Annotated in this window: 24 protein-coding genes; 16 read left to right on the forward strand and 8 right to left on the reverse strand. The window is 69.5% G+C overall.

What is annotated here, in order from left to right; translation table 11 throughout:
- Window positions 1-146 precede the first annotated feature (146 nt).
- Both fusA and LFM09_RS18175 read left to right on the forward strand, forming a co-directional pair.
- A complete protein-coding gene (gene fusA, locus LFM09_RS18170) occupies window positions 147-2,117 on the forward strand; it encodes an elongation factor G (RefSeq protein ID WP_414097651.1) in 1,971 nt (656 codons plus the stop codon).
- Window positions 2,118-2,170: 53 nt separating this feature from the next.
- On the forward strand, window positions 2,171-2,926 hold the full coding sequence (locus LFM09_RS18175; protein WP_414097652.1) for an endonuclease/exonuclease/phosphatase family protein: 756 nt from the start codon (window positions 2,171-2,173) through the stop codon (window positions 2,924-2,926).
- On the opposite strand, the gene LFM09_RS18180 is transcribed toward LFM09_RS18175, so the two are convergent.
- Window positions 2,916-4,367, reverse strand: a complete 1,452-nt coding sequence (locus LFM09_RS18180; RefSeq protein ID WP_414097653.1) for a hypothetical protein — start codon at window positions 4,365-4,367, stop codon at window positions 2,916-2,918. The two genes, LFM09_RS18175 and LFM09_RS18180, sit on opposite strands and share 11 nt — an antisense overlap.
- Before the next feature lie 168 nt (window positions 4,368-4,535).
- Here LFM09_RS18180 and LFM09_RS18185 point away from each other — a divergent pair, with 168 nt between their 5' ends.
- Entirely contained in the window at window positions 4,536-5,084 is a 549-nt protein-coding gene (locus LFM09_RS18185; protein ID WP_414097856.1) for a hypothetical protein, read from the forward strand.
- Window positions 5,085-5,106: 22 nt separating this feature from the next.
- On the forward strand, window positions 5,107-7,395 hold the full coding sequence (locus tag LFM09_RS18190) for a GH92 family glycosyl hydrolase (RefSeq protein WP_414097654.1): 2,289 nt from the start codon (window positions 5,107-5,109) through the stop codon (window positions 7,393-7,395).
- On the opposite strand, the gene LFM09_RS18195 is transcribed toward LFM09_RS18190, so the two are convergent.
- Window positions 7,396-8,688: an aldehyde dehydrogenase family protein gene (locus LFM09_RS18195; protein ID WP_414097655.1), complete on the reverse strand. Its 1,293-nt coding sequence runs from the start codon at window positions 8,686-8,688 to the stop codon at window positions 7,396-7,398.
- A 66-nt stretch (window positions 8,689-8,754) separates the two neighbouring features.
- Here LFM09_RS18195 and LFM09_RS18200 point away from each other — a divergent pair, with 66 nt between their 5' ends.
- Window positions 8,755-9,747, forward strand: a complete 993-nt coding sequence (locus LFM09_RS18200) for an NAD-dependent epimerase/dehydratase family protein (protein WP_414097656.1) — start codon at window positions 8,755-8,757, stop codon at window positions 9,745-9,747.
- Window positions 9,744-10,325 carry a phosphatase PAP2 family protein gene (locus tag LFM09_RS18205; protein WP_414097657.1) on the forward strand — a complete coding sequence of 194 codons (582 nt, stop codon included), beginning with the start codon at window positions 9,744-9,746 and terminating at the stop codon, window positions 10,323-10,325. The genes LFM09_RS18200 and LFM09_RS18205 overlap by 4 nt, the downstream gene beginning before the upstream one ends.
- Here LFM09_RS18205 and LFM09_RS18210 read toward each other — a convergent pair.
- Window positions 10,235-10,834 (reverse strand): flavodoxin family protein, encoded by a 600-nt coding sequence (locus LFM09_RS18210; protein ID WP_414097658.1) that lies wholly within the window; start codon window positions 10,832-10,834, stop codon window positions 10,235-10,237. The genes LFM09_RS18205 and LFM09_RS18210 overlap by 91 nt on opposite strands.
- Window positions 10,831-11,964 (reverse strand): cytochrome P450, encoded by a 1,134-nt coding sequence (locus LFM09_RS18215; RefSeq protein ID WP_414097659.1) that lies wholly within the window; start codon window positions 11,962-11,964, stop codon window positions 10,831-10,833. The genes LFM09_RS18210 and LFM09_RS18215 overlap by 4 nt, the downstream gene beginning before the upstream one ends.
- A gap of 128 nt (window positions 11,965-12,092) precedes the next feature.
- On the opposite strand from LFM09_RS18215, the gene LFM09_RS18220 reads away from it, so the two are divergent.
- From LFM09_RS18220 to LFM09_RS18230, 3 genes are read left to right on the forward strand one after another with little or no spacing between them, the layout of a single operon-like run.
- The gene (locus LFM09_RS18220) at window positions 12,093-12,419 is read left to right on the forward strand and encodes a plasmid stabilization protein (RefSeq protein ID WP_414097660.1); all 327 of its coding nucleotides are present in this window, start codon (window positions 12,093-12,095) and stop codon (window positions 12,417-12,419) included.
- A 1-nt stretch (window position 12,420) separates the two neighbouring features.
- Entirely contained in the window at window positions 12,421-13,074 is a 654-nt protein-coding gene (locus LFM09_RS18225) for a hypothetical protein (protein WP_414097661.1), read from the forward strand.
- 10 nt (window positions 13,075-13,084) lie between these two features.
- On the forward strand, window positions 13,085-13,639 hold the full coding sequence (locus LFM09_RS18230) for a hemerythrin domain-containing protein (protein ID WP_414097662.1): 555 nt from the start codon (window positions 13,085-13,087) through the stop codon (window positions 13,637-13,639).
- A 14-nt stretch (window positions 13,640-13,653) separates the two neighbouring features.
- On the opposite strand, the gene LFM09_RS18235 is transcribed toward LFM09_RS18230, so the two are convergent.
- On the reverse strand, window positions 13,654-14,376 hold the full coding sequence (locus LFM09_RS18235; protein WP_414097663.1) for a TauD/TfdA family dioxygenase: 723 nt from the start codon (window positions 14,374-14,376) through the stop codon (window positions 13,654-13,656).
- Window positions 14,373-15,596: an MFS transporter gene (locus tag LFM09_RS18240; RefSeq protein WP_414097664.1), complete on the reverse strand. Its 1,224-nt coding sequence runs from the start codon at window positions 15,594-15,596 to the stop codon at window positions 14,373-14,375. The genes LFM09_RS18235 and LFM09_RS18240 overlap by 4 nt, the downstream gene beginning before the upstream one ends.
- A gap of 88 nt (window positions 15,597-15,684) precedes the next feature.
- Here LFM09_RS18240 and LFM09_RS18245 point away from each other — a divergent pair, with 88 nt between their 5' ends.
- From LFM09_RS18245 to LFM09_RS18265, 5 genes are read left to right on the forward strand one after another with little or no spacing between them, the layout of a single operon-like run.
- Window positions 15,685-16,665, forward strand: a complete 981-nt coding sequence (locus tag LFM09_RS18245; protein ID WP_414097665.1) for an ABC transporter substrate-binding protein — start codon at window positions 15,685-15,687, stop codon at window positions 16,663-16,665.
- Window positions 16,658-17,719 carry a FecCD family ABC transporter permease gene (locus tag LFM09_RS18250; protein ID WP_414097666.1) on the forward strand — a complete coding sequence of 354 codons (1,062 nt, stop codon included), beginning with the start codon at window positions 16,658-16,660 and terminating at the stop codon, window positions 17,717-17,719. The genes LFM09_RS18245 and LFM09_RS18250 overlap by 8 nt, the downstream gene beginning before the upstream one ends.
- On the forward strand, window positions 17,716-18,471 hold the full coding sequence (locus LFM09_RS18255; RefSeq protein WP_414097667.1) for an ABC transporter ATP-binding protein: 756 nt from the start codon (window positions 17,716-17,718) through the stop codon (window positions 18,469-18,471). Before LFM09_RS18250 ends, LFM09_RS18255 begins: the two co-directional genes overlap by 4 nt.
- Window positions 18,472-18,485: 14 nt before the next feature.
- A complete protein-coding gene (locus tag LFM09_RS18260) occupies window positions 18,486-19,271 on the forward strand; it encodes a Rossmann-like domain-containing protein (RefSeq protein ID WP_414097668.1) in 786 nt (261 codons plus the stop codon).
- Window positions 19,268-20,299, forward strand: a complete 1,032-nt coding sequence (locus LFM09_RS18265) for a pyridoxal-phosphate dependent enzyme (RefSeq protein ID WP_414097669.1) — start codon at window positions 19,268-19,270, stop codon at window positions 20,297-20,299. The genes LFM09_RS18260 and LFM09_RS18265 overlap by 4 nt, the downstream gene beginning before the upstream one ends.
- Before the next feature lie 203 nt (window positions 20,300-20,502).
- Here the strand turns inward: LFM09_RS18265 and tsaA are convergent, their stop codons facing one another.
- Together tsaA and LFM09_RS18275 are read right to left on the reverse strand one after the other, a co-directional pair.
- Window positions 20,503-20,898: a tRNA (N6-threonylcarbamoyladenosine(37)-N6)-methyltransferase TrmO gene (gene tsaA / locus LFM09_RS18270; RefSeq protein WP_414097670.1), complete on the reverse strand. Its 396-nt coding sequence runs from the start codon at window positions 20,896-20,898 to the stop codon at window positions 20,503-20,505.
- On the reverse strand, window positions 20,899-22,302 hold the full coding sequence (locus tag LFM09_RS18275; RefSeq protein ID WP_414097671.1) for a protein adenylyltransferase SelO: 1,404 nt from the start codon (window positions 22,300-22,302) through the stop codon (window positions 20,899-20,901).
- Between the two features lie 179 nt (window positions 22,303-22,481).
- Here LFM09_RS18275 and LFM09_RS18280 point away from each other — a divergent pair, with 179 nt between their 5' ends.
- The gene (locus LFM09_RS18280) at window positions 22,482-23,357 is read left to right on the forward strand and encodes a hypothetical protein (RefSeq protein WP_414097672.1); all 876 of its coding nucleotides are present in this window, start codon (window positions 22,482-22,484) and stop codon (window positions 23,355-23,357) included.
- A gap of 225 nt (window positions 23,358-23,582) precedes the next feature.
- Window positions 23,583-24,563 (forward strand): serine hydrolase domain-containing protein, encoded by a 981-nt coding sequence (locus LFM09_RS18285; protein WP_414097673.1) that lies wholly within the window; start codon window positions 23,583-23,585, stop codon window positions 24,561-24,563.
- The last annotated feature ends 79 nt before the right edge of the window (window positions 24,564-24,642 follow it).

Consider the following 24,642-nt stretch of genomic DNA (forward strand, 5'->3'; position numbering starts at 1 on the left):
TCCCGTTTCGACGTGATCCTCGTGTCTCCGCACCCCGGCTGCCCGCTGCGCGCCGGGCACCGGAGTGTCTGACGAACCCCGAAGTCGGGTTCGTCGGTTCATCGCGCTGACCTCGTAGACCTTTCACCACGAAAAGGCACTGAGCCATGCGCACGACCACGTTGAACGCTGTCCGCAACATCGGCATCCTCGCCCACGTCGACGCGGGCAAGACCACGCTCACCGAACGCGTTCTGTTCGCCACCGGCACCACCTACAAGCGCGGCGAGGTCCACGACGGCACCACCGTCACGGACTTCGACCCGCAGGAGCGCGATCGCGGCATCACGATCTTCGCCGCGGCCGTCAGCTGCACGTGGGACGGGCACCGGATCAACCTCATCGACACGCCTGGGCACGTCGACTTCGCTGACGAGGTCGAGCGGTCCCTGCGCGTGCTCGACGGGGCGGTCGCGGTGTTCGACGGGGTCGCCGGCGTCGAGCCGCAGAGCGAATCCGTGTGGCGGCAAGCCGATCGGCACGGGGTGCCGCGGATCGCGTTCGTCAACAAGCTCGACCGGGCGGGCGCGGATCTCGACGCCGCGGTCGAGTCGATACGAACGAGGCTGCACACCGTTCCACTGGTGGTGCAGCTGCCGATCGGGACCGAGGACGGGTTCGTCGGCGTTGTCGATCTGGTCGGCATGCGTGTGCTGACCTGGGACGACTCCGAGCCGGAACTGCCGCCGGAGGCGACCAGGCGCCGCCGGATCCTCGAGGAGGCGGTGGCGGAGCTGAACTCGGAGGCATTGGAGGAGTTCATTGAGAACGGAACGTTGTCAGCAGAAACGTTGACGGCGGCGTTGCGCGAGATCACCAGCAACGGCGCCGGAACCGTCGTGCTGTGCGGCTCGGCGTACCGCAACATCGGCATCGAACCGTTGCTGGACGCGGTGGTCGCGTACCTTCCGTCCCCTGTGGACGTTCCACCGGTGCGCGGCGTCGACGGCGAGGAGCGGCACCCGGATCCGGACGAGCCGTTCGCGGCGTTGGTGTTCAAGGTGAACGCCACCGCCACGGGCCGGCTGACCTACGTCCGCGTCTACTCGGGCACCCTCCACAAAGGAGAGACGGTCAGCGTTGCCGGCAGGACCGAACGCGTCGGCAGGATTCTGCGGGTGCAGGCCGATCGGCACACGCCGGTCGACACCGCACAGGCAGGTGACATCGTGGCGCTCGTCGGACTGAAGACGGCGCGGACCGGGGCGACCCTGTGTGCGCCAACGGCTCCGCTGCTGCTCGAACCGCCGGTGTCGGCCGATCCGGTCGTCTCGGTGGCCGTCGAGCCGAAGGCCAGTGCCGACAACGGCAGGCTGGCCCAGGCGCTGGCACACCTCACGGACGAGGATCCGTCGTTGCAGGTCAGCACGGACCCGGAGACCGGTCAGACCGTGCTGGCGGGGCAGGGCGAGCTGCACCTCGAAGTCGCGGTGCAGAAGGCCCGGCAGAACCACCGCGTCGACATCACGATGGGCCGCCCGCGGGTGGCCTACCGCGAGACCGTTGCCAGCGGTGTCACGGGATTCGTGTACCGGCACGTCAAGCAGGACGGAGGTCAGGGGCAGTTCGCGCACGTCGTCATCGACACCGAACCGCTGGAGACCGGGTTCGAGTTCCGCTCGGCGATCACCGGCGGACGGGTGCCGCAGGAGTTCGTCCGCGCGGTCGAACAGGGCTGCCGGGACGCGCTCGCCGAAGGGCCGCTCGGACACCCGGTGACGGGCGTCCGGGTGACGCTGACCGACGGTTCCACGCACGTCAAGGACTCGTCGGAGATGGCGTTTCGCACGGCCGGCCGGATGGGCCTCCGCGAGGCGCTGAAGGCCGGGGCGATGACGTTGCTGGAACCGGTCGCGGAAGTCACCGTGACGGTGCCGGAGGACTACGTCGGCGGCGTGCTCGGTGACCTGGCCGCGCGCCGGGGCCGGATCCTCGGCTCCGAGGTCAGGGCCAGCGCGACGGTGATCACGGCGAGCGTGCCGGTGGCGGAGATGTTCGGCTACGTGACGAGGTTGCGCAGCCGGACGCAAGGCCGCGGCACGTTCACCAGCCGCCTCACCGGTTACGCGCCGGCATAGGTAGAACGCAGGCCCGCCTGAACCCCAGGCGGGCCTGTGCCATGCTCGGACCAATGCACGTCATGTCGTTCAACCTGCGCTACGCCTCGACCGCCGAACCGAACTCGTGGGCTGCCCGCAGACCGGTGATGGCCCAGCTCCTGCTCGACGAACTACCGACGATCCTCGGCACGCAGGAGGGCCTCTACGGGCAACTGCTCGACATCAAGCACGACCTGCCGGACCACTACGACTGGATCGGCCTCGGCCGAGCCGGCGGCAGCCACGACGAGTTCATGGCGATCTTCTTCGACACCGTGCGGCTGGAGCCGCTGGAGTTCGACCACCACTGGCTCTCCGCCACCCCGAACGTCGTGGGTTCCCGGTCGTGGGGCAACAACGTCATCCGCATGGTCACGTGGATCCGCTTCGCCGACCGCCAGACCGGCAGGCAGTTCGTCGTCCTCAACACCCACTTCGACCACGAGTCCGAGAACTCACGCATGCGCAGCGCCGAGTTCGTCCACAGCCGCCTCGACGCCCTGACCCTGCCGGTCATCGTCACCGGCGACTTCAACGCCGCCGCCACCGCGTCACCCGTCTACGACATCCTCACCACGAAACTGACCGACTCCTGGCTCGCGGGAACGCAAACCACACCGGCGTACGGGACGTTCCACGGCTACGGCCCGCTGATCCCGAACGGCCCGCGCATCGACTGGATCCTGACCAGAGGCGTGACAGTCGAGAAAACCGCGATCAACACCTACGCGCGAGACGGCCAGTACCCGTCCGACCACCTGCCCGTGCAGGCGTGGATCACGATCTAGGCGCCCACTCCGGCGGCAGCTCGTGTGAACAGGTAGGAGCGCCGGAAGCCCGCGCCCGCCGCAGATCCAGGTACGGCCCGGCGATGTCCTCCCGAGCCACGGGGCCAAGAGCCAGCACGGCGTCACCCGCCGCCAGCACCTGACGCCGCATCCGTTCGTGGTCAACGGCTTCAGCGCCGAATGCCGGCGCCCACAGCGTCCACGGCCCGGAGATCATCGCCATGGTCGGGACCAGGTGCGAGTGGAAGTGCGTGCCGATCCCGCCGAACGAGCACTGCGGCGGCGCCCGGCCCGGCACCGGAACATCGCTGCCCGGCAACACGAACGTGCGATCCACCGCACGCCCGGCCAACGCGGCACCCGCCGTCTGAGCGAGCACCGGGCTACCGGCGAACCAGCCGGAGAACTCCGCCGCACCCGTTGGTTGCAACGAACCCGAGCTGGGCAGGAACTCCCGCGTGCCGAGGTGTTCCAGCACGAACGCGAACGCCACCGAGCCCGAGTCGTACTCCGAGTCGAGCGCGCGGGCCCGGAACTCGCTGCCCTCCGCCGGCCGGTGCAGGTGTCCGGTCGCGAAGACGAACTCCAGGGTGCGCGGCCGGCAGCGCAACGGCAGCCGTGCGAAGTGCTCGGCGAGGGCCAGCAGCGCGACGGTTCCGTTCTCCTGCACCCATCCCACGCCGTCGGTGTTGGTGTCGATGACGATCCGTTCCCTGCTCAGGCCGGGCAAAGTGGCGATCAACGAGCGGGTGACGGCGGGTGCGCGACCCGCCAGAACACCGATCGTCGTGCGCGTACCGACCTGCAACCGAGCGTCGGAGCCGACGAACACGCCGGGCACGCGGTAATGCGTGCCGGTGTGCGGGTCCCAGTAACCGCGCATCTGCGAGTGCGGGAAGGGAAGCACGACAACAACTCCGGCGGCCCCCGCGATGCCCGCGTCGATCATGTCGCGGTGCAGCGCGGGTTCGGCGAGGTAGCCGCGGTCGACAGCGGGGAAGTCGCGCAACACGACCTTGCCGCGCGCGGTGGCCGCGGTGATCGGCGTGCCGGTGGGCAGATGGATCAACGTGCCGGAACGCAGACCGGGCTCGGAGTAGGGGATCACCGAAGCGACCGGCACGACGCCACCCGACACGAGGAAGCCAGGACCGGGCTGCCAGCGGTGGATCGGGAAGTGCTCCGAGCGCACGGACACGCCCGGCAACCGGTCGACCCGGCGCTCCAGCCAGGAGATCAGCCGCTTGTGGGCCGGACTGCCGGTGGCGCGGACCCCGAACCCGGCCACGGTCGCGTTCCAGTCCCGCAGCGTCGAAGAGGAGGCGAACGCCCGGTCGTCGATCGTGGCCGGGCAGTCGGGAGAGGCACCGGCGGGTGTGGTCAGCTGGAGGCAGAAAGTCGTTACGACACCTATGAATCCAAGCCATCTGGCAGGGCGCACGACGCACACTGTGAGCCGCGGTGAGGCGGCCTCACAATCCGCTGTCCAGGTAAAGCCGTCAACCGTGAACCAGTAATGGTTCAACCAATTGCCGCTACCTTCCACGAGATGCGCTTGAAATCGACGCACGGCCGCGTCGCGGTGATCGCGTACGCGCTGCTGTTCCTGATGGGCTCCACGGCCACCGCGGACGCCTCGCACGGTCGTGAGTGCGCCACCCCGTCCATCGACCGGCTGCAACAGTGGCTCGCCAGCGGTGAGGGTGCGACCGAGCCCGCGACCGGCAGCATCCTGGTGCCCAAGGGCAGGCACGACTACACGGCGAAGATCAAGTTTCTCGCCAACGACTGGCACGTCATGGTGCTGTGGCTCGGCAACAAGTTCGAGGCGCAGGCCGATCTGACCAGGTCGAAGGGCTTCTGGATGACCTACCGCGCCACCGACGACCTCTGGGTCCAGCTGCGGCCGGCCTCGCACTGGAGCGGCGGCGACAAGTGGGCCACGAAGATCCCGTCAACGAGCGGCAAGCTCAAGACGAGGTTCTTCAGCTTCAGCCCTGACAACTGGACAACTTTGCCCGAGCTCGGCAAGCCCGCCTACCCCCTCGCCGAGGCGCTCGACGACGCCCGTGGCCTGGTCTTCGTCGGCAAGACGCCGAACGACCTGGAGTTCCAGGGTCTGAAGATCGACCGCTACCGGCCACCCTGCGTTTACTGAAAACCGGGTACGTTCCCGGGACGTGAGAGCGCTCCCGGTCGTTCTGGTAACTGTCCTCACCGCCGCGCTGGTGGCTCCCGCGAGCGCGGCGGCCAGGGACGACACGCGATACGTCGACCCGTTGATCGGCTCGGCAGGCGGCGGCAACACCTATCCGGGCGCGGTGCGGCCGTTCGGGATGATCTCGTGGAGCCCGACGTCGACCCGAGGCGACCAGACGAACACGGGCGCCGCCAACGGTTACGCCTACGACGCCACGAGGGTCCGGGGCTTCAGCCTCACGCACGTCAACGGCGCGGGCTGCCATCCGGGTGCCGCCGGTGACGTGCCGATCATGCCGCACGTCGGCGCGATCACCACCTCGCCGACCGCGGACACGAAGGACCAGGTCTACGCCAGCGACTTCACGCACGCCGACGAGATCGCCGAACCCGGTCGCTACCGGGTGGGCCTGAAGTCCGGCGCGAAAGCGGACCTGTCCGTGACGACCCGGGCCGGCATCGGCGAGTTCGCGTTTCCCGCTGACAACACCGGCTCACTGCTCTTCCGCACCTCGAACTCGCTCAACGGCAGCGAGGACGCCGAGACCACCATCGACCCGGCGACCAACAGCGTGCACGGCTCGGTGCTGACCGGAGCGTTCTGCGGCCGCCGCGCGAACGGCGGAGTGAACAACCAGAAGACCTACTACCGCCTGTACTTCACGGCGTCGTTCGACCGCCCGATCACCGCTTATGGCACGTGGGTCAACAGCCAGCTGAGGCCGGGCACGACGACCGCGAACGGCGGTGAGGGCTACCTGACCGGAAGCGCCCGCGCCGGCAAGGGGTCCGGTGGCTACGTGTCCTTTGCGGACACCGAGGTGACCACCCGCATCGGCATCTCCTACACCAGCGCGGAGGCCGCGAAACGCAACCTCACCGCGGAGATCCCGAAGCGCGCCACCGTCGAGGACGTCGCGAAGGAAGCGCGCAAGGCGTGGGCGAAGCAGCTCCGCGCGGTCGAGATCGACGGCGGGACGGCCGACGAGCGGAAGATCTTCTACACCGCGCTCTACCACGCGTTCCTGCAGCCGAACGTGGCGAGCGACGTGGACGGCACCTACCTCGGCAGCGATCGCAAGGTCCGCCGCCTCGCACCAGGTCAGAAAGCCCAGTACGGCAACTTCTCCGGCTGGGACCAGTACCGCGCCCACACCCAGCTCCTGGCTCTCCTCGAACCCCAGGTCGCCGGTGACTACGCCCAATCACTGCTCAACCTGGCGTTGCAGAACGGCGGCGTCTGGGACCGCTGGGTGCACGTCAACGGCCCGACGCACGTCATGACCGGCGACCCGTCCGCCCCCGCGATCGCGGGCATGTACGCCATGGGCGCCAAGAACTTCAACGTCAAGGCGGCGTACGACTCGTTGCTGCGCCAGGCCACCGTCCCGCACCCGGACGGCCTGTCCGACAAGGGCTGCCCCGGTCAGTGCGAGGGCCAGCGCCCGAACCTCGCCGAGCACCTGCGCCTCAACTACGCCCCGCACGACACCTGCCACTGCTGGGGCGGTGCCGCCGAAACACTCGAAGACGCCGTCGCCGACCAGGCACTGGCGGACCTGGCGACGCGCTTGGCCCGTCCCGCCGAGGAGCTGCGGAAGCGCGCGGGTTGGTGGCGCAACACGTTCAACCCCGCCACCGGCTACCAACAGGCGCGCAAAGCCGACGGCTCGTGGGTGGCCCCGTTCAACCCTGCATCGGACCAGGGCTTCGCGCAGGGGAGCAGCGCCACTTACACGTGGATGGTTCCGCACGACATCGCCGGACTCGCCGAAGCAATGGGCGGCGAGGACGTCGCCGCCAGCAGGCTGGACGCGTTCTTCCACCACGCGGACGGCTCGTGGGCGACCGGCGGCGACCCGCTCAGGTACGACCCGACCAACGAGCCCGGCATCCACACCCCGTGGATCTACAACGAGCTCGGCCGCCCGCACCAGACCCAGGAGACCGTCCGGGCGATGGCGAGGCTGGTCTACCGCACCGGACCCGCGGGCCTGCCCGGCAACGACGACCTGGGCACGATGTCCGCGTGGTACGTCTTCGCCGCGCTGGGCCTGTACCCGCGGACCCCGAGCAGCGCCGAGCTTCACGTGTCGAGCCCGATGTTCCCCAAAGCTCGGATCGCCCAGCGCAACATCACGATCCTCGCGCCCGGCGCCCCGGACATCTACGTGCAGAACGTCAGGTGGAACGGCCGCGAGCACACGCAGCCGTGGTTGCCGGAGTCGTTCGTGCACCGGGGCGGCATCCTGCGGGTGGAGGTCAGCTGATCAGGACCCGTTGGGAAGACCGAGGTGGACCACCTTGGTCGTGGTCATCTCGTCGAGCAGGTCCGAACCTCCCGCGCCGCCGAACACCGCATTGATCTTCACCGTGCTGACCGGGAGAGCGCGCCAGGCCTGCTGCGCGTGCTGCATCGAGCTCGTCAGCACCGTGGCGGCCGGCCCGCGCTCGCCGGAGCAGGCTTCGGCCAGGCCCTCGTCGAACGACGACATGAGCTGCACCGGCGCGACCGGGCCGAGCGTCTGCTCGCACATGATCCGCATGGCCGGCATGCAGTTGGCGAGCACCGTCGCCGGGTAGTAGGCGCCGCGACCGGACGGGATCTCGCCGCCGGTCAGTGCGTGTGCTCCCGCTGCGGCGGCGTCGGCCACCTGGGCGTGCACGAACGAACGGTGCCGGACGTCGACCAGTGGCTGCGGATCGGTGTTCCACTCGCGTGCCCGCTGGCACAACGCTTCCAGGAACGGTGCGGCGATCGACTTGTGCAGGTAGATCCGCTCGACCGAGGTGCACAGCTGGCCCGCGTTGGTGAACGCGCCCAGAGCAGCCTGCGAAGCCGCCCACGACGGGTCCACGTCGTCGTCGACGAGCAACGGGTCGTTGCCCCCGTTCTCCAGCAACAGCTTCGCCGACGACACCCGCGCGATCGCACGCCCGGTGGCGGTGCTGCCAACATGAGCGACAACATCGACGTCGGCACGCACAAGTGCGCCGCCCACATCTCCATCACCGACCAGCGTCTGCAGCACGCCGGCGGGGAAGCACGGCGCCAGCACGGTGGCGAGCAGCAGCCCGGTGTGCGGGCAGCGTTCGCTCGGCTTGTGCACCACCACGTTGCCGGTCACCAAAGCCGCCCCGAGCAGCCTGCACGCCACCGCGACCGGGTCGTTCCACGGCGTCAACGCCACCACGACACCACGTGGGCACGGCACCGTGAAGTCGGTGCCGAGCGGCGGCCGTCCACGATGGACTGGACCGAGCTCGGCGTACCGCGCCAGCGTCGCCGCACCGGCCAGCACAGCTTCCCGAGCGGACGCGAACGGCCGGCCCGTCTCGGTCTCCACCACGGTCGCCAGGTCGCTCGCCCGCGCCCGCAACGCCTCCGCACCGGCCCGGACCGCGGCTCCCCGGTCCGCCGCGGAGACCGCCGCCCACGTCGCCGCCGCCGAGCGGGCCGTCGCCAGCGCCGCCGCCACCTCGTCCTCCGTCGCCGTGGGAAGCCATCCGACGAGCTCTGCGTCGCGCGGGCTGTGGACGTCGACGGCGTGCATGGCGGTCATGGTTGCCGGGTACCCGTCCGCGCAGGCCGAAACCCCTGGAAGAGCCATGCCCGGAAGGCAGGAACCGTGAAGGTCGTCATCACCGGTGCGAGCGGCAACGTCGGCACCGCGCTCCTCCGCAGGCTCGCGGCCGAGCCCGACATCCAGGTGCACGGCATCTCCCGCCGCCCGCCGGGGGACGCGCCGCCCTACGCGGGCATCGACTGGACCCCGGTCGACATCGGCCAGCCGGGCGCGGAGGAGGTGCTCAGCCTGGCGTTCGAAAAGGCGGACGCGGTCGTGCACCTCGCCTGGCTGATCCAGCCCTCCCGTGACGAACGCCTGATGTACCGGACCAACGTGGCAGGCTCGGCGCGGGTGTTCAGCGCTGCCGCCGACGCGAACGTGCCGCACCTCGTGCACATGTCGTCAGTCGGCGCGTACTCGCCGACCCACAAGGACCATCGCGTTCACGAGTCGTGGCCGGTCGACGGCGTGAAGACGTCGTTCTACAGCAGGCACAAGGCGGCCGTGGAGCACATGCTCAACCAGTTCGAGGACAGGTTCCTGATCTCCCGGCCACGCCCTGGGCTGATCCTGCAGGCCGACGCCGGAACCGAGATCCGCGACTACTTCCTCGGCAAGCTGGTGCCTCGGGTGCTGTTCCGGCACCGGATTCCGATCCTGCCGCTGCCGCAGGACCTGGTGCTGCAGTTCGTCCACGCGGACGACGTCGCGGACGCGTTGGCCCGCATCCTCGAACAACGGCTCCACGGCCCGGTGAACCTCGTCGCCGAGCCCGTCATCACTCCCCGCGCACTGGCGGAGGTGCTCGGCGGCCGTCACGTCACCGTGCCGGCGTGGCTGTTGCGCGGGCTGGCGAACGTGACCTGGCGACTGAGGCTGCAACCCACCGCGCCGGGATGGGTCGACCTGGCACTCACGTCGCCCCTGCTGGACGCGTCGCGAGCGCGAGACGAACTCGGCTGGAAACCGCAGTTCGACGCGCAGGAAACGCTCCAAGCCCTCATCCGGGGCATTGGCGAAGGCCGCGACGTGCAAGCGAGCCCGGTGCTGTGAACGACGAGCTGGAAGAGCTGGACGAGGAGTCCATGCAGGACAGTGAGGCGTTGCCCACCGAGAGACCCAACCCGATCATCATCGCCGCCAGCCTCACCGCGCGGGGCGGCCTGCTGTGGTTGCCGGTCGCCGGCCTGCTCGCGTTGGCGGGTAAGCGCAAAGCCGCGAAACGTGCGCTCACCGCCGCGGTCGTCGCCATGCCGATCGGCCACCTGGTCAGCCTCGTCGTCCACCGCCGCCGGCCGAACGCCGCGAACATGCCCGCCCGGCGCGCGCTGCCGGAACATCCGGACTCGTCGTCGTTCCCCTCGAAGCACGCGGTGACGGCGGCTGCGTTCGGCACCGCCACCGCGCTGGAGGACCGCGGCGCCGCGATCTTCGTGACGCCGCTGGTCCTCCTCGTCGCCTACAGCCGGTTGCGCACCCGAGTGCACTGGCCGACCGACGTCCTGGGCGGCCTGCTGATCGGGGCCCTGGTCGCGCTGGCTCAGGCCGGGATCGGGCGCTCCGCCAAGGCCAGGGCCACGGCGTGCAGGTTGGCCGCCATCGTGCGGCCGGTGTTCTCCGACCACTCGTGACCCTCGCCGGTGTCGCTGTAGCTCGGTCCCGGTCCCGGTCCGCGGTTCCAGTACGTCCAGGCCTGACCCGGGATCGTGTAGCCGATGTCGCCCAGCCCGCCGGCGATCTCGCTGATCACGTGGTGCGCGCCGTCCTCGTTTCCGGTCACCACGACGCCCGCGACCCGGTTGTAGGCCACCGGCCGGTCCTCGTCGTCGGTCTCGGAGATCATCGCGTCCATCCGCTCCAGCGCCCGTTGCGCGAGCGAGGACGGGTGCCCGACCCAGGTCGGCGTGGCGAACACCAGGATCTCCGCCTGCAGCAACGAGGCGTGGATCAGCGGCCACTCGTCGCCGGGGCCGAGGTCGGTCGTGACGCCGGGCTGGATGTCGTGGTCGGCCAGCCGGTAGGTGGTGACCTCGACGTCCTTCTTGGTCAGCTCGTCGATCACCACCTGGGCGAGCAGGTCGGTGTTGGACTGTTCCGGCGACTTCTTCAGGGTGCAGTTCAGCACCACGGCACGCATCATGACACCCGAGTACCCGCGGGGTCTGTCGGCATGCGCAGCCCGAAGTGGTTCAGCGTCTTCGGCAGCGGGGCGGTGAGCTTGGGGAACGTCAGGTGCTCGCTCAACGCGTCGAGCATCGCGGCGCCGGTCGCCAGCACCAGGTCACGGCCGGGGCAGACGCCGGGACCACCGCTGAACGGCACGATCGCCGGGTCCCGCGGCCGGTCCCAGATCTCCGGCGCGTACCGGTCGGCGTACGGCAGCCGGTCGGGGTCGCGGTGGAAGAACGGCGTGAACACCACGAACGACGTGCCCGCCGGCAGCCACGTGCCGTGCCACCTGGTCGGTTCGGTGCTCTCCCGCAGGATCACCGGTGTCGTGGGCCACAGCCGCGCCGACTCCAGGACGCCGCGGGTGCCGCGCGCGCCGATCGCCAACGCCCGGATCGTCACGACTCCCGCCGCGTCGAACGCGAACAGCCAGTGCGGCACCTGACCGGACAGGTCACCCGGCTGTGCGGCGAGGCCTTCCCTCCGGTCCAGGTGCCGGTCGAGCCTGCGCTGGAACCGTGCCTGCAGGCCGCGCTGCCGTGGATGAAGGAAGGCCCAGTTCGCGTTCTGCCGCAACGCCTTCAGGTCGTCGGTGAGCTGGTCGTCGGCGCGGGCGTGGTCACCGAGAACGATCCGGCGCACGACCCGCCACCACGCCTGGTTGAACGAGTCCCAGGTCAGCTCACCCGTGCTCATCACGTGCCGGGTGAGGAGGTCGGCCTCGTCGCGCACGATCGCCTCGACGGGCGCGTTCTCCGGTCGCAGCGCGCGTTCGTTGATCTCACGCCTGCGCTCGCGGGAGAGGCCTTCCGACACGAGCACGCCGTGCGGCTGGAAGTGCTTCAGCGCGGCCTTCTTCTCCCTCGTGGCCAGCGCGAACGGCTCCGGCGACCCGGCCAGCAACCGGCCGACGTCCGCGGGGTCGACCAGCACCGCGACGCTGCGCCCGGTGATCCGCAACCGCACCGGTTCAGGCCCGTACCGGTCGCGCAGGCTGCGCATCGTGTCGATCGCGGTTCCGTCGGACTGGAGCTTCTCCGCCGCGGCCATCACGCCCGGTCGGCGGACTGTGACGCCCTTGGCGAGGGTGGGCAGCAGCACCGTTGTGAGCATTCGAACGGTGTCGAGTCGAGATGAGATCGCCATACCTGACGGCTACCCGCCGTCACCGTGGTGTGAACCGCCCTGACCGGGGGTATTCGCGGGTCAGCGTTAACCAGGAGGTCGTGATGCCAGCGGGATCGAACGCCAAACGTGAACGCCAGTACGAACACATCAAGGACTCCGCCAAGAGCCGCGGTGCGTCGACCAAGCGCGCGAAGGAGATCGCCGCGCGCACGGTGAACAAGAACCGCGCCCAGGCCGGTGAGTCGAAGACCGCGAGCAAGTCGTCCACAGAGGACATGTCGCCGCAGAAGCGCGGCGGCCAGCGGTCCGGTACGAACAGGCCGAAGGGTCTGACCAAGGAGCAGCTCTACAACGAGGCCAAGAAGAAGAACATCAAGGGCCGCTCCACCATGACGAAGAAGGAGCTCGCCAACGCGCTCGGACGCTGACGTGCCAGAGGACAAAGCATCGGCGTTGACGATCCTCACCACCGAGCACTACACGCTGCAGATGGTGCGCAGCGCGACGATCACCGACGCGGCGAGCCGGGCGGGCCACCTGCTCACCACGATCTCCGCGTCCATGATCGCGCTCGGCTTCGTCGCCCAGGTGGTGCCGCTCGAGGTGTTGCTGACACTGATGCTGGTGCTCTTCACCGGCCTGTTCGCGATCGGCCTCGCGACGCTCTTCCGCACGGTCGAGCTGACCATCGAGGACGTCCAGGCAGGCCTGGGGATCAACCGCATCCGGCACATCTACGGCGACCTCGAGCCGTCCACAAGGGCCGCCTTCGTCCGGCAGGTCCACGACGAGACGGCCGCCGTCGAGGCGGACGGCGGCCAGACCGGCTGGCGCAAGGCCCGCCGGCCGCGCCTCATCGGCACCGCCCTCGGCGTGTCCGGCCTGGTGAACCTCGTCAACGGCCTCGTCGCCGGTGCCATCGCCGGAGCCGCAGCAGGCCTGCTCAACGCGAGCCTCGCGTGGGCGATCGTCATCGGAGTGATCATCACCATCGCGGTGATCTCCGCTTTCGGCGTGGCGCTGGGCCGCATCGGCCGGCGCGGCGTGGCGCCGATCAGCACCCGCTATCCCAGGAACCAGTAGGAGGACCGCCGTGCAGTACGACGTCGTCGACCTGATCATGCAGGACCACCGCGAGGTGGAGCGCCTGTTCGACGAGCTCGAGAACCACCCGGAGAAACGCCCGCTGCTCACCCCGGTCATGTGCGGCCTGCTCGTCGCCCACAGCCGCGCCGAGGAGTCCGAGGTCTACCCGGTCGCCATCAAGGAGGCCGGCGAGACCGACGAGGTCGAGCACAGCCAGGAAGAGCACGCCGAGGCCGAACGCCTCCTCGCCGAGCTCCTGGACTGCGACTGGGACTCCCCGCAGTACGTCACGGCGCTCAAGAAGGTCGTCGACGCCGTCTCCCACCACGTCGAGGAAGAGGAGAAGACGGTCCTCCCCGGCATGCGCGAGCGGCTCAGCGCGGAACGCCGCCACCAGCTCGGCGAACGGTTCGCGAGCAGCCGGGCCGAGCACCTCGGTGAGCTGCCCGGTCAGGCCACCCGTGAGGAGCTCCTCACGCAGGCCCGCAACCTCGGGGTGACGAACGCCGCGAACATGACCAAGGAGCAGTTGAAGCGGGAGCTGCAGAAGGCCGGTTCCTGAGCTTCTGCCGGTTCCTAGGCGTCATCGGTGCGGACCGTCTGAATGTGGACGGTCCGCACTCCTGTGTGCGCGTCCCGGCCGTGCCAGCAGCGGTAGTTGTCGAGCATCAGGACGTCGCCGTCGTCGAGCGTGAATCGCGGCAACGTCGCCTGCACCCTTTCCACCTCGGCGTCGAACCTCACCATCATCGCCGTCACGCGGTCGCTGTCGGGATCCCGGTGCAGGGGAACGACACCGTCCGTGCGGCGGGTGATCCGCCGTCCGGTTCGGGTGTACTCGACGTGCCTGCCGACCCGCGGCGTCGCGGGCAACCCGCGGGTTCCGGCCCAGCGCCCGTAGAGGTCGACGTCAGATCCCACCAGGAACTCTCGCAGTTCCGGATCGAGTGAGTCCGTGAACGCGTGCGCGTCCAGCACGAACGACTCGCCACCCGCCGGAGCCTGAGAAGCCAGCAGCACCAGGACGTAGTCCTCGTCGGGGTGCCTGCGCCGCACCAGTTCGCCGTTGACGTCCACGACGACGTCGAAGCTGTCCGCGTGCAACCCCACGACTCCGCTGTCCACCGAGCGGCGTGTGCGGTGCGGGTACAGCTCGCGCAACGACGTGCCGAACAACGCCGCGGCGGCCACCGGAAGCGAATCGGGGGAGTTCGGCAGGCCGGTCACGATCACCGCACCCGTCTCCGCGAGAGCAGTGCGCGCAAGAGGATCGAAGGCTTGGACGCGGGAAACAGTCACCGGCGCGGACCGAAGTCGCGCGACGACGGCACGAGCGCCGCAAGCCCAGGCGCCGCGAAACAGACCACCGAGCACACGACCAACACCGGCGCCGCCCCAAAAGCCGAGATGGCCGGTGCGATGAGCGCCAGCCCGACCGGCGCGAGACCGTACGACATCAGGAAGTCCAAAGAGGACACCCGAGCCAGCTTCGCGGGATCGACCTCCCGCTGCGTGGCGGTGAACCACGGCACGTTGAACAGGTCGATGCCGAGCCCGGCGACCGCGTAGACGGCGATCACGACGAACGGGTGCACCGGCAGCAGCAGGACCAGCGGCGCGAAGCCGTACAGCGCGAGGCCGAAGAGCCCGGTCCAGCCTGCGGCGCGGGGGCGCCAGCGGGCCATCAGCACCGCGCCGGCCAGTGCGCCGAGCGTGTAGGCGGTCAGTGCGCCCGCGAGCACGGCTTCGGTGTCGTAGCGGTCGCGGCTGACCAGGGGGAGGATCACACCGGTCGCCGAGTAGCCGGTGGCGATCACCGCGGACAGCGCGCCCAGGCCCGCCAGGAACCACGGATGCCTGCGGGCCTCGCGCACGCCGTCCAGGAACTCCGTCACGAACCCCGCGCGGCTCGCGACCGCCGCCACTTGACCGGAACCGGCCGGGGGTACGAAGGCGGCCACGAGCCACAGCGCGCCGATCCCCAAGAGCAGGCCCTGCGTGTTCACCACGAGTGCGAGCAACGCGGTCAAACCCGGCGCCACCAGCGTGGTCACCCGGATCGACATGGTCATCGCCGCGTTGGCCTGCTGCCGCTGGTCGACGGAGACCACCTCGGCGGTCAGCGCCGAGAACGCCGGACGGCACGCACCCTGACCCGCACCCATCGCGGCGGCCGCGACGGCGGCCAGCAGCAGCGAGTTGCCCACGAAGGCAGCGAGGACCGGAGCGGCGAGAGCCGAGATCAGGCCGGACCAGAGCACCACCTGGCGGCGCGCGTAGCGGTCGGCCAGCACCCCGCTGACCGGGACCGCGGCGAGGAAACCAGCGGTGCGCGCCGCGAGCAGGACGCCCAGCTCGACAGCGGTCAACGAGCGAGACAACACCGCGAGACCCAGCACGAACGGCAGGGCCCAGGTCGCGATGCCGGAAGCCGTGGTGGCGCTCCACAGCCGCAGGAAAGCCGGGCTGCGCAACACCGATCGAGTCTTTGCGGCCGGCGGGGCTGTGTCGTGAACCACGTGCGTCACCTTCCAGGAAAGGGCTTGATTTGAAAATGGTTGTCGTTACAGTAACGGACGCTGAAGTCGTCACGCACTGGAGGATCAGATGTCACACCCCGCCCGGCTCGGCCTGGCGCTCGCCGTCGCGGTGCTCACCGCGGGCTGCGCCGCACCGGGAGGCGCGCAGGCGCCAACGGCTCAGTCGGTGGTGGTGGACAGCTGCGGCAAGCAGCTGACGTTCACCGGCACGCCGCAGCGGGCGGTTGCGCTGGACCAGAGCTCCACGGAAACGTTGCTGGCACTGGGAATGCAGGACCGCATGGCGGGCACGGCCAACATCAAGACAAAGGTGTCGCCGAAGTACGCCGAGGCCTACGCGAAGATCCCGGTGCTCTCGCCCAAGATCCTCACGTCCGAACCGCTGCGCGCGGCGAACCCCGACGTCGTGGTGTCGGGCTTCAAGGAGCTGTTCACCGCCGACCGCGCCGGCACGCGGGACGAGCTCGAAGCCCTTGGCGTACCGACGTTCGTGAGCGCGGTGAACTGCCCGGACGGGACCACGCCGCCGTTCGAGCGGCTGTTCCGCGACTACGAGAACCTCGGCAAGATCTTCGGCGCCACCGAGAAGGCGAACCAGCTCGCGAACGACCAGCGCAAGACGCTCGCCGAGGTCCAAGCGGTGAAACGCGACCCGGTCAAGGTGGTCTGGGTCTACTCGGTCTTCAAGGGCGTCCCGTACGTGGCGGGCCGCGACGGCATGCCCAGCCAGATGAGCAAGATCGCCGGTGCCACCAACATCTTCGACGACCTGGCCCAGGAGTGGCCGGAGGCGTCCTGGGAGGAGATCGCGCGGCGCGACCCGGACGTCATCGTGATCGGCGACCTGTCCGAACGCGGCAACCCCGGTGACAAGGCCAGCGAGAAGCTCGCGATGATGCGCGAACACCCGGTCGTCTCGCAGCTGAAAGCCTTGAAGGACAACAAGATCATCGAGATCAACGGCACCGAGATGGACCCGTCGGTCCGCACTGTCGACGCGCTGCGGTCGTTCGGCGCCGGACTCGACAAGATCGCCGGCCGTGGCTGAGGCCGCTGTCCTCGATCCCGCCGTCGAGGTTCCGGTGACTCCTGTTCGACGTGGCAAGAGCGTGCTCCTGACCGTGCTGAGTCTCGCGGTCCTGATGGTCTCGCTCGTGCTCGCCGTCCGGATAGGAGTGGGCGCTAGTTGGCCAGAAATTGGCAGGTCCGCAGGCGCGCGTCTCGGACTGCCGGTCGTTCCGCTGCCCCGCCTGCTCGACTCGCTGATCTGGGACCTGAGACTGCCCCGAGTGCTGCTCGCGGCACTCGTCGGTGCCGCGCTGGCGGTGTGCGGCGCGGCCCTGCAGAGCATCACGCGCAACTCGCTCGCCGACCCGTACCTGCTCGGGGTGTCGTCGGGCGCCTCGACCGGTGCGGTCGTGGTGGTGGTGCTCGGGTTCGCGGGCTCTCAGCTCGGGGTGACCGGTGGCGCGCTCGTGGGCGCACTGGTGTCGTTCGGGTTGCTGATGCTGCTGCTCAGACGCACGGGCCTGGACTCGGTGCGGATCGTGCTCACGGGAGTGGTGGTGGGGCAGCTGTTCGCGGCCCTCACCTCGTTGATCCTGCTCTCCTCCGGTGACGCGGACAGCATCCGCGCTCTCACGCACTGGCTGCTGGGTTCGCTCGCGTCAGCCCGTTGGACGTCGGTGGCGGTGTGCGCGGTCGTTCTGGCCGTTGGCCTGCTCGTCGTGTGGCTGTGTTCGTCCGCACTGGACGGGTTCGCTTTCGGCACCGACACCGCGTCCTCTCTCGGTGTCGACGTACGCATGACGAGGACAGTCCTGCTGGTGACGACATCGATGCTGACCGCCGTCTCGGTGGCCGCGGTGGGTGCTGTCGGGTTCGTCGGGCTGATCGTGCCGCACGGCGTGAGGTTCCTGGTGGGGCCGTTGCACCGCAAGCTGTTGCCGCTCTCGGCGGTCGTCGGCGCGGTGTTCCTGGTCTGGACCGACGCACTCACCCGCGTGGTCTTCTCGCCGCTGGAGGTCCCGGTCGGCGTGTTCACCGCACTGCTCGGCGTTCCGCTCTTCCTGCTGGTGCTGCGCAAGAGGGGAGAGCTGTGAAGATCGACGTCGAGAACCTGAGCTGGGGCGTGCCGGGCAAGACCATCGTGCACAACGTGAGTCTGACGGTGCAGCCGGGCGAGACCGTCGGGCTGATCGGACCGAACGGCTCCGGCAAGTCGTCGCTTCTCCGTTGTATAGCTGGATTGCGCACGCCAACAGCAGGCGTGGTCCGCTACGACGGCGCCGACATCGCCTCGTGGCCGGCCCGTGAGCGTGCGCGCAAGATGGCGTTCGTCGAGCAGACCGCCGACACCGAAAGCGATCTGCGCGTGGCAGACGTGGCGATGCTCGGCCGCACCGCTCACCGGTCGATGTGGCGAGGCCCGGACACCGCCGACCACGAGATCGTCGCCGCCGCGCTGGGCCGGCTCGACCTGACCGCGCTGGCGGACCGGTCGTGGCGGGAGCTGTCCGGCGGCGAACGTCAACGCACCCACCTCGCCCGTGCGTTGGCGCAACGCACCGAGGGTCTGCTGCTCGACGAGCCCACCAACCACCTGGACGTGCGCCACCAGCTCGACCTGATGGAACTCGCCTCCCGCACACCGCAGACGGTCGTGGTGGCGCTGCACGACCTCGCGCTGGCCGCCCGCTACTGCGACCGGCTGGTCCTGATGCACGGCGGCACGGTCGTCGCAAACGGCCCGGCGGTTGAAGTGCTCACCGCGCCACTGCTGCGCGACGTGTTCGACGTGGACGCCGAGATCGGCCGCGACAGCCTGGGCCACCTGGCCGTCGGCTATCGCTGAGAAGGGGGATGTTCGTGACCACTGTGGACGATCTGATCAACGAGGTGCTGGCGGGCCGGCACGGCCCCGACCCCGGGGAAGTGCTCGCCACCAGCGTGTTCTGGGTGCACCACGGCACGCGGCTCGCCGGCGGCAACGTCACCTACCGCAACCAGTACGTGCTCGCCCGCGTCGGCAGGGCGTTCGGCGCGTGCGCGTTCGCGGAGGGCGAGGCCGACCCGGCGGTCTGCGCGAACTACTCCGGGGCACCCGTCGCGCGCCTGCTCACCGAAGCACCAGCGCCGGTGCGGGTGGCCGCGCTCGACGCCTACCTCGGCCACGTCCGTCCACATGAGACGGAACGAGTCGTGCTCCCCGCCGGCACACCGGAGGAACGGGCGAAGGCCCGTGACGCGGCGGTAGCCGGATTGCTGGACGTGCAGCCCGGTGCCAAGGTCGCGTTGATCGGCGTGGTGAACCCGCTGGTGGCAGCCATCCGCGAGCGTGGCGCCGAGTGCCTGCCGTGCGACCTGACGCTGCGCACGACCCAGTGGGGCGATCCGGTGACCCCGGACATGCGCGACGTCCTCGGTGTCGCGGACGCCGTCGTCGCCACCGGCATGACGATCGGCAACGGCACGTTCGACGAGATCCTGCGCACCTGCCGGGACAGGGGAGTCCCGCTGATCATCTACGCGCAGACCGCGAGCGCCGTCGCCCGCCACTTCCTCGACGCGGGAGTGACCGCCCTGTCCGCGGAGCCGTTCCCGTTCTCGCAGTTCAGCGCCGACGACACCGCTCTCTTCCGCTACCGAACATGAGAGAAGACGTGGACCACCACATCGCTGACGCCCTCAGCCGTCCTGCACTGGTACGCCTCGACTCCCACACCCTCTGCCTGCGCTTCGAGACCATGAAGGTCGCTTCGGCCCTCGAAGCGGTCCGGTTTCTCCTCGAACGCGGCACCATCGCGCACGGAGACACGCTGGTCGACAGCTCCAGCGGCATCTACGCCCACGCGTTGGCGCTCGCCTGCCACCGCTACGGCCTGCACTGCCACATCGTCGCGTCCACGACCGTCGACGCCACTCTGCGCACGCAGCTGGAGATCCTCGGCGCCACCGTGGAGCCGATGCCGCCGTCCGCCAGCCTCAAGCTCGACCAGAGCCGCCGGGTGGCGCGCGTGCGGGAGATCCTCCGCGATCACCCGCGGCACCACTGGATGCGGCAGTACCACGACGACGTCCACTACCGCGGCTACCGCCCGATCGCCGACCTGGTCCGCGAACACGTCGACTGCCAGCACCTGACCGTGGTGGGCGGCGTCGGCACCGGAGCGTCGACCGGCGCGCTGACCACGTTCCTCCGCGAGACCCACCCGAGCGTGGAACTCGCTGGCGTGCAACCGTTCGACAGCGTCACGTTCGGCAGCGAGCACGTGCACGACCCGGAGATCATCATCGCCGGGATCGGCAGCTCCATCCCGTTCGGCAACGTCGACCACACGCTCTACGACACGGTGCACTGGTTCGGTTTCGACGCGGCGCTGGCCGGCAGCGTGGCGTTGCTGCGCGAGCACGCGATCTTCGCCGGGCTCTCGGCGGGAGCGGCGTACCTGGCGGCGAGGTGGGAGCAGAAGCTCGATCCGGACCGGCACGTCGTCGTGCTGGCCCCGGACACCGGGCACCGGTACGTCGACGCCGCGTACTCCCGGCACGCCGAGGCACCTGATCCCGCCGATCTGGCGCCGCTGCAGATCAGCGCGCTCGCGGACATGGATCTGCCGTGGTCGCGGATGGACTGGAACCGCGCGGACGCGCCGATGCCCGCGATCGCGGCAGCGTCCTGACGCGCGAGGCCAGAGCGGTCCGGGCAGCGGCGTGTCACGTTGCCCGGGGCTGGACCGGTTCGGGCATCGGCGGCAGAGGATCCGGGTCCGGGCCGGGCGGCCGCGGCTGGTCCGGACCCGGCTGCGGCATGGGCTCGGGAGGCGGTACTGGCTGGGTCATACCGCCTGGATACCCCCGATGCCCAGCCGTGTCACCTGGTGGTTCAGCGTTCGGCGCCCAGCACCGGCTTCACGTCGACCACCGGCGTGCCGTCGATGGCCTCCAGATCCGCGACCCGCACCCGTTGACCGTCCACCTGCAGGACGCGGACGCGGTGCAGCCCGATCGGGTTCGGCCGGTCCGGCGACCGGGTGGAGAACACCCCGGTCTCCGGCCTGGTGGCGTCGCTGCGCGGATGCACGGCCAGCACGGACCGGTCGGCCCGGTCGAGCCAGGTGAGCACCAGGACGTCCTGTCCCGCGGCCAGCTCGGCCATCGCCCGCGCGTACTGCGGGGCGAAGACGATCCAGGCCTCCGGCGCGCCCTCGTCACCCTGCTTGGGCGCGGAGGAGCGGTCGGTCAGCGGCGACTCGACGTGGGCGATGGGCTGCAGTTTCATTCAGGTCCCGCAGAAGGTTCGGTAGGTGGCACTGAAGTCCTGCGGCGCCGGCGTCGCGTAGTGCTCCAGCCCGGCGCGCTCTCCGCATGGTGCCGTAACGGCGTCCAGCAGCCGTTCGAGGGGGCCGAGATCACCGTCGGTGCCGGCCTGCAGGGCCTCCTCGACGAGGTGGTTGCGCGGGATGTAGACGGGGTTGACCGCTTCCATCCGTGCGGCGTCCGGTCCCAGCTCACGCCAGCGCGCGATCCAGGCGTCGATCCCGGCGAGGTCGAGGAACAACGACCGCGCGGGCTCGGCATCACCCTTCGCGGCCTTCGCCAGGTGGTGGAAGAACGACGTGAAGTCGACGTGGTTCTCGTGCATGAGCGCCAGCAGGTCCTTGAGCAGCGGCTTCACGTCTCCGGTCACGCCGAGCTTGGCCTGGATGCCGGCCATCCACGCGTTCTCGAAGTGCTCCTGGAACGTGCCGAGCACCTCCAGGGCCAGCGCGACCGCCTTGTCCTCGTCGTCGGCGAACAACGGCAGCAGCGCCTCAGCGAGGCGGGCGAGGTTCCACTCGGCGATGATCGGCTGGTTGCCGAACGCGTAGCGGCCGCGGTGGTCGATGGAGCTGTACTTCGTCGTCGGGTCGTAGGCCTCCATGAACGCGCACGGGCCGTAGTCGATCGTCTCGCCAGAGATCGTCATGTTGTCCGTGTTCATGACGCCGTGGATGAAACCGACGGACATCCACCGCGCGACGAGCGCCGCCTGCGCCGCCACGACCTGCCCGAACAGCTCCAGGTAGGTGCTGCCGGGGTAGTGGCGGGCGATCGCGTGGTCGGCGAGACGGCGCAGCAGGTCGTGGTCGCCGGTGTTGCGCGCGTACTGGAAGCTGCCGACCCGCAGGTGGCTGGCCGCGACCCTGGCCAGCACCGCACCCGGCAGCGGCTCTTCGCGGTGCACGACGTTCTTGGTCGCCACGACAGCGAGCGAACGGGTCGTGGGGATGCCGAGAGCGTGCATGGCCTCGCTGACGATGTACTCGCGCAGCATCGGCCCGACCGCCGCCAGCCCGTCGCCGCCGCGGGCGAACGGCGTGCGACCCGAGCCCTTGAGGTGCAGGTCGCGCAGCTTGCCGTCGGCGTGCGTCAGTTCGCCGAGCAGCAGCGCGCGGCCGTCGCCGAGCCTGGGGGAGTAGCCGCCGAACTGGTGCCCGGCGTAGGCCTGCGCCACGCCAGGAGCCTGGTTGCCGACGAGGAACGGCAGTCCGTCGCCGCGCAGCCAGGCGGGATCGAGGCCGAGCTCCTTCGCCAGCGGCTCGTTCAGGACGAGCAGTTCCGGTTCTTCGACCGGGACGGCTTCCCAGGAGACGGCCATCTCCGGCACCGCGGTGGCGAAGTCGCTGCTCAGACTGATGTTCACGCCCCCAACCGTACCGGGCGGCGCCAAGTGAGACTGTGATCGCGCTCTCACGTCGAACTCCTTTGAACCGTTCGGCGCGGCCGTGCGTGACTGGGGGTGAACAGGTTGATGAGATCACCTCAGGAGTGAGAAACCCCATGCGTCGCAAGCAAGTTGGGATCGTTGCTGCCCTCGTCGCGGTGAGCGCCGTCGCTCTGACCGCGTGCCAGACCGGCTCCGCGCAGTCCGGAAACCCCGCTCCTGCAACGGAAACGCAGCAGCAGGCCGCCGCCGCGGTGTCGGACGAGTCCGGTGTGGACTTCCTGCGCGGCTCCGCGAACTCCAACAAGGCGGACCGCACCACCGGCGACCGCGCCCCGGAGGCGGCGGCCCCGGAGGTGAAGCAGAAGTGGGTGGAACTGCGCGTTGCCAACGCGGGCGGCCTGGAGCCGGCGGTCGTGAACGGCGCCGGCCGCACCGTCTACTGGTTCAGCGACGACCCGGTGAACGGCGGAGTGTCCAATTGCAACGGTGAGTGCGAGAAGACGTGGACGCCGATCACCGTCGCGAAGGGCACGAAGCTCTTCTTCCCCGGCATCAAGCGGGAGAACATCGGCTTCATCAAGCGCAAGGACGGCAAGACTCAGGTGACTTTGGGCGGCCGCCCGACGTACCTGTTCACCAAGGACACCCAGCCCGGTGACATCAAGGGTCAGAACGTGGGCAACAAGTGGTTCGTGATCAACCCGGAGGGCAAGCGCGCCACCGCCCCGGCCGAGGCCCCGACCACGCAGCCCGCCCCGCCTGTTTCCGGTGCGAAGCCCGCTGACTCGGTCACCTTCTTCACCGGCAAGAACTTCGACGACTTCAGCGGCAACAACTTCGCCACCGGCGTCAAGCCCTCGAAGACGTGCGCCGACCTGCGCGGCGGCTTCAAGTCGCTGTCCCCCGACGGCGCCGTGAAGATCTGGTCCGAGCCGGGCTGCAAGGGCAAGTCGGCCGTCGTGAGCGACGACGTCCGCGACACCGCCGACCTGGGCTTCCCGAACGGCGTGCAGTCCTACATCCTCCCCTGACCCACCGCCTCTCAACGGGCTGGGCTCGCCACGGCGACCCGGCCCGTTGGCGTTGGTGCTGCCCCCACCACGGGTGCGGGGGCTGCCCCCATGGCTTCGCGCGAGCGGTGTCGGCAGCGTGGTGATCATGAAGACCCTCTTACTCGCGGCCCTCGTCGCCGCCACTCCCTTACCCCGCTCCAACCTCCCGCACTGCGCGCGGCCATCTCCGACCTGGAACATCCGGTGGCGACCTCGGCCCAGCTGCGGGTCTCCGGTTCCGCGGGCTCCTGGTACGGGACATCAGGCACCGCGGACCAACAGCGTCCTGTGCGGCCGACCGACCGATTCCGGATCGGCAGCGTCACCAAGGTGTTCGTGGCGACGGTCGTCCTGCAGCTCGCCGCCGAACGCAAGGTCGACCTCGACCGTCCCGTCCAGCAGTACCTGCCGGGCCTGCTGCCCCCTCAGCTGGAACCGGTGACCGTCTCACAGCTGCTCAACCACACCAGCGGCATCCCGTTCGAGGTCGGCTTCCCCGATGTGAGCACCCCGGAAAAGGTGCTCGAACACCGCTACGACCAGTGGACGCCTTCGCAGCGCGTGGCCCTGATCCCCAACACCAAGGCCAAGTTCACGCCCGGCAGCCAGCAGGAGTACCGCGGCATCAACTACGTGCTCGCCGCGATGCTGATCGAGAAGGTCACCGGCCACACCTACGGCCACGAGGTCGCGACCCGCATCCTGTGCCCGCTGGGCCTGTCTCACACCTACGTGCCCGGTGCGAACGAGACCCGAATCCGCGGCGCGCACGTCCACGGCTACCTCAACGTCCCCGGCCGCGGCCTGGTCGACGTCTCCGACTTCAACACCTCGCGCTCGTACGGCGAGGGCGACATGATCTCCACGACCGGCGACCTCACCCGGTTCGCCGCGGCCTTGTTCGACGGCCGGCTGCTGCCGCCACACCTGCTGGACAAGATGTTCACGGTGCCGCGAGTGTCCATGGTGGACGGCAAGTCCGCGAGCTACAGCGCGGGCATGCAGACGTTCACGATCAACGGCGTCACGGTGTGGGGCAAGACGGGGGAGCAGTACGGCTACAACGCGGGTCTGTTCTCGACGCGCGACCAGCAACGCCGCATCGTCTACTCGTTCACGCCGGTTGCCCGCGACGCAACGCAGCAGCAGATGACGCTCCGGATCGCGCACGCCGCCACGTCCTGAGATTCCAGCAATCGTGGAATTCGCTCCACGTAACGCAACCTCCGGCTCCGAACGACTGAATGTGAAGCCGAGGACGTGA

The organism is Lentzea alba (genome assembly GCF_047445655.1).
GTDB classification, from domain to species: domain Bacteria; phylum Actinomycetota; class Actinomycetes; order Mycobacteriales; family Pseudonocardiaceae; genus Lentzea; species Lentzea alba_A.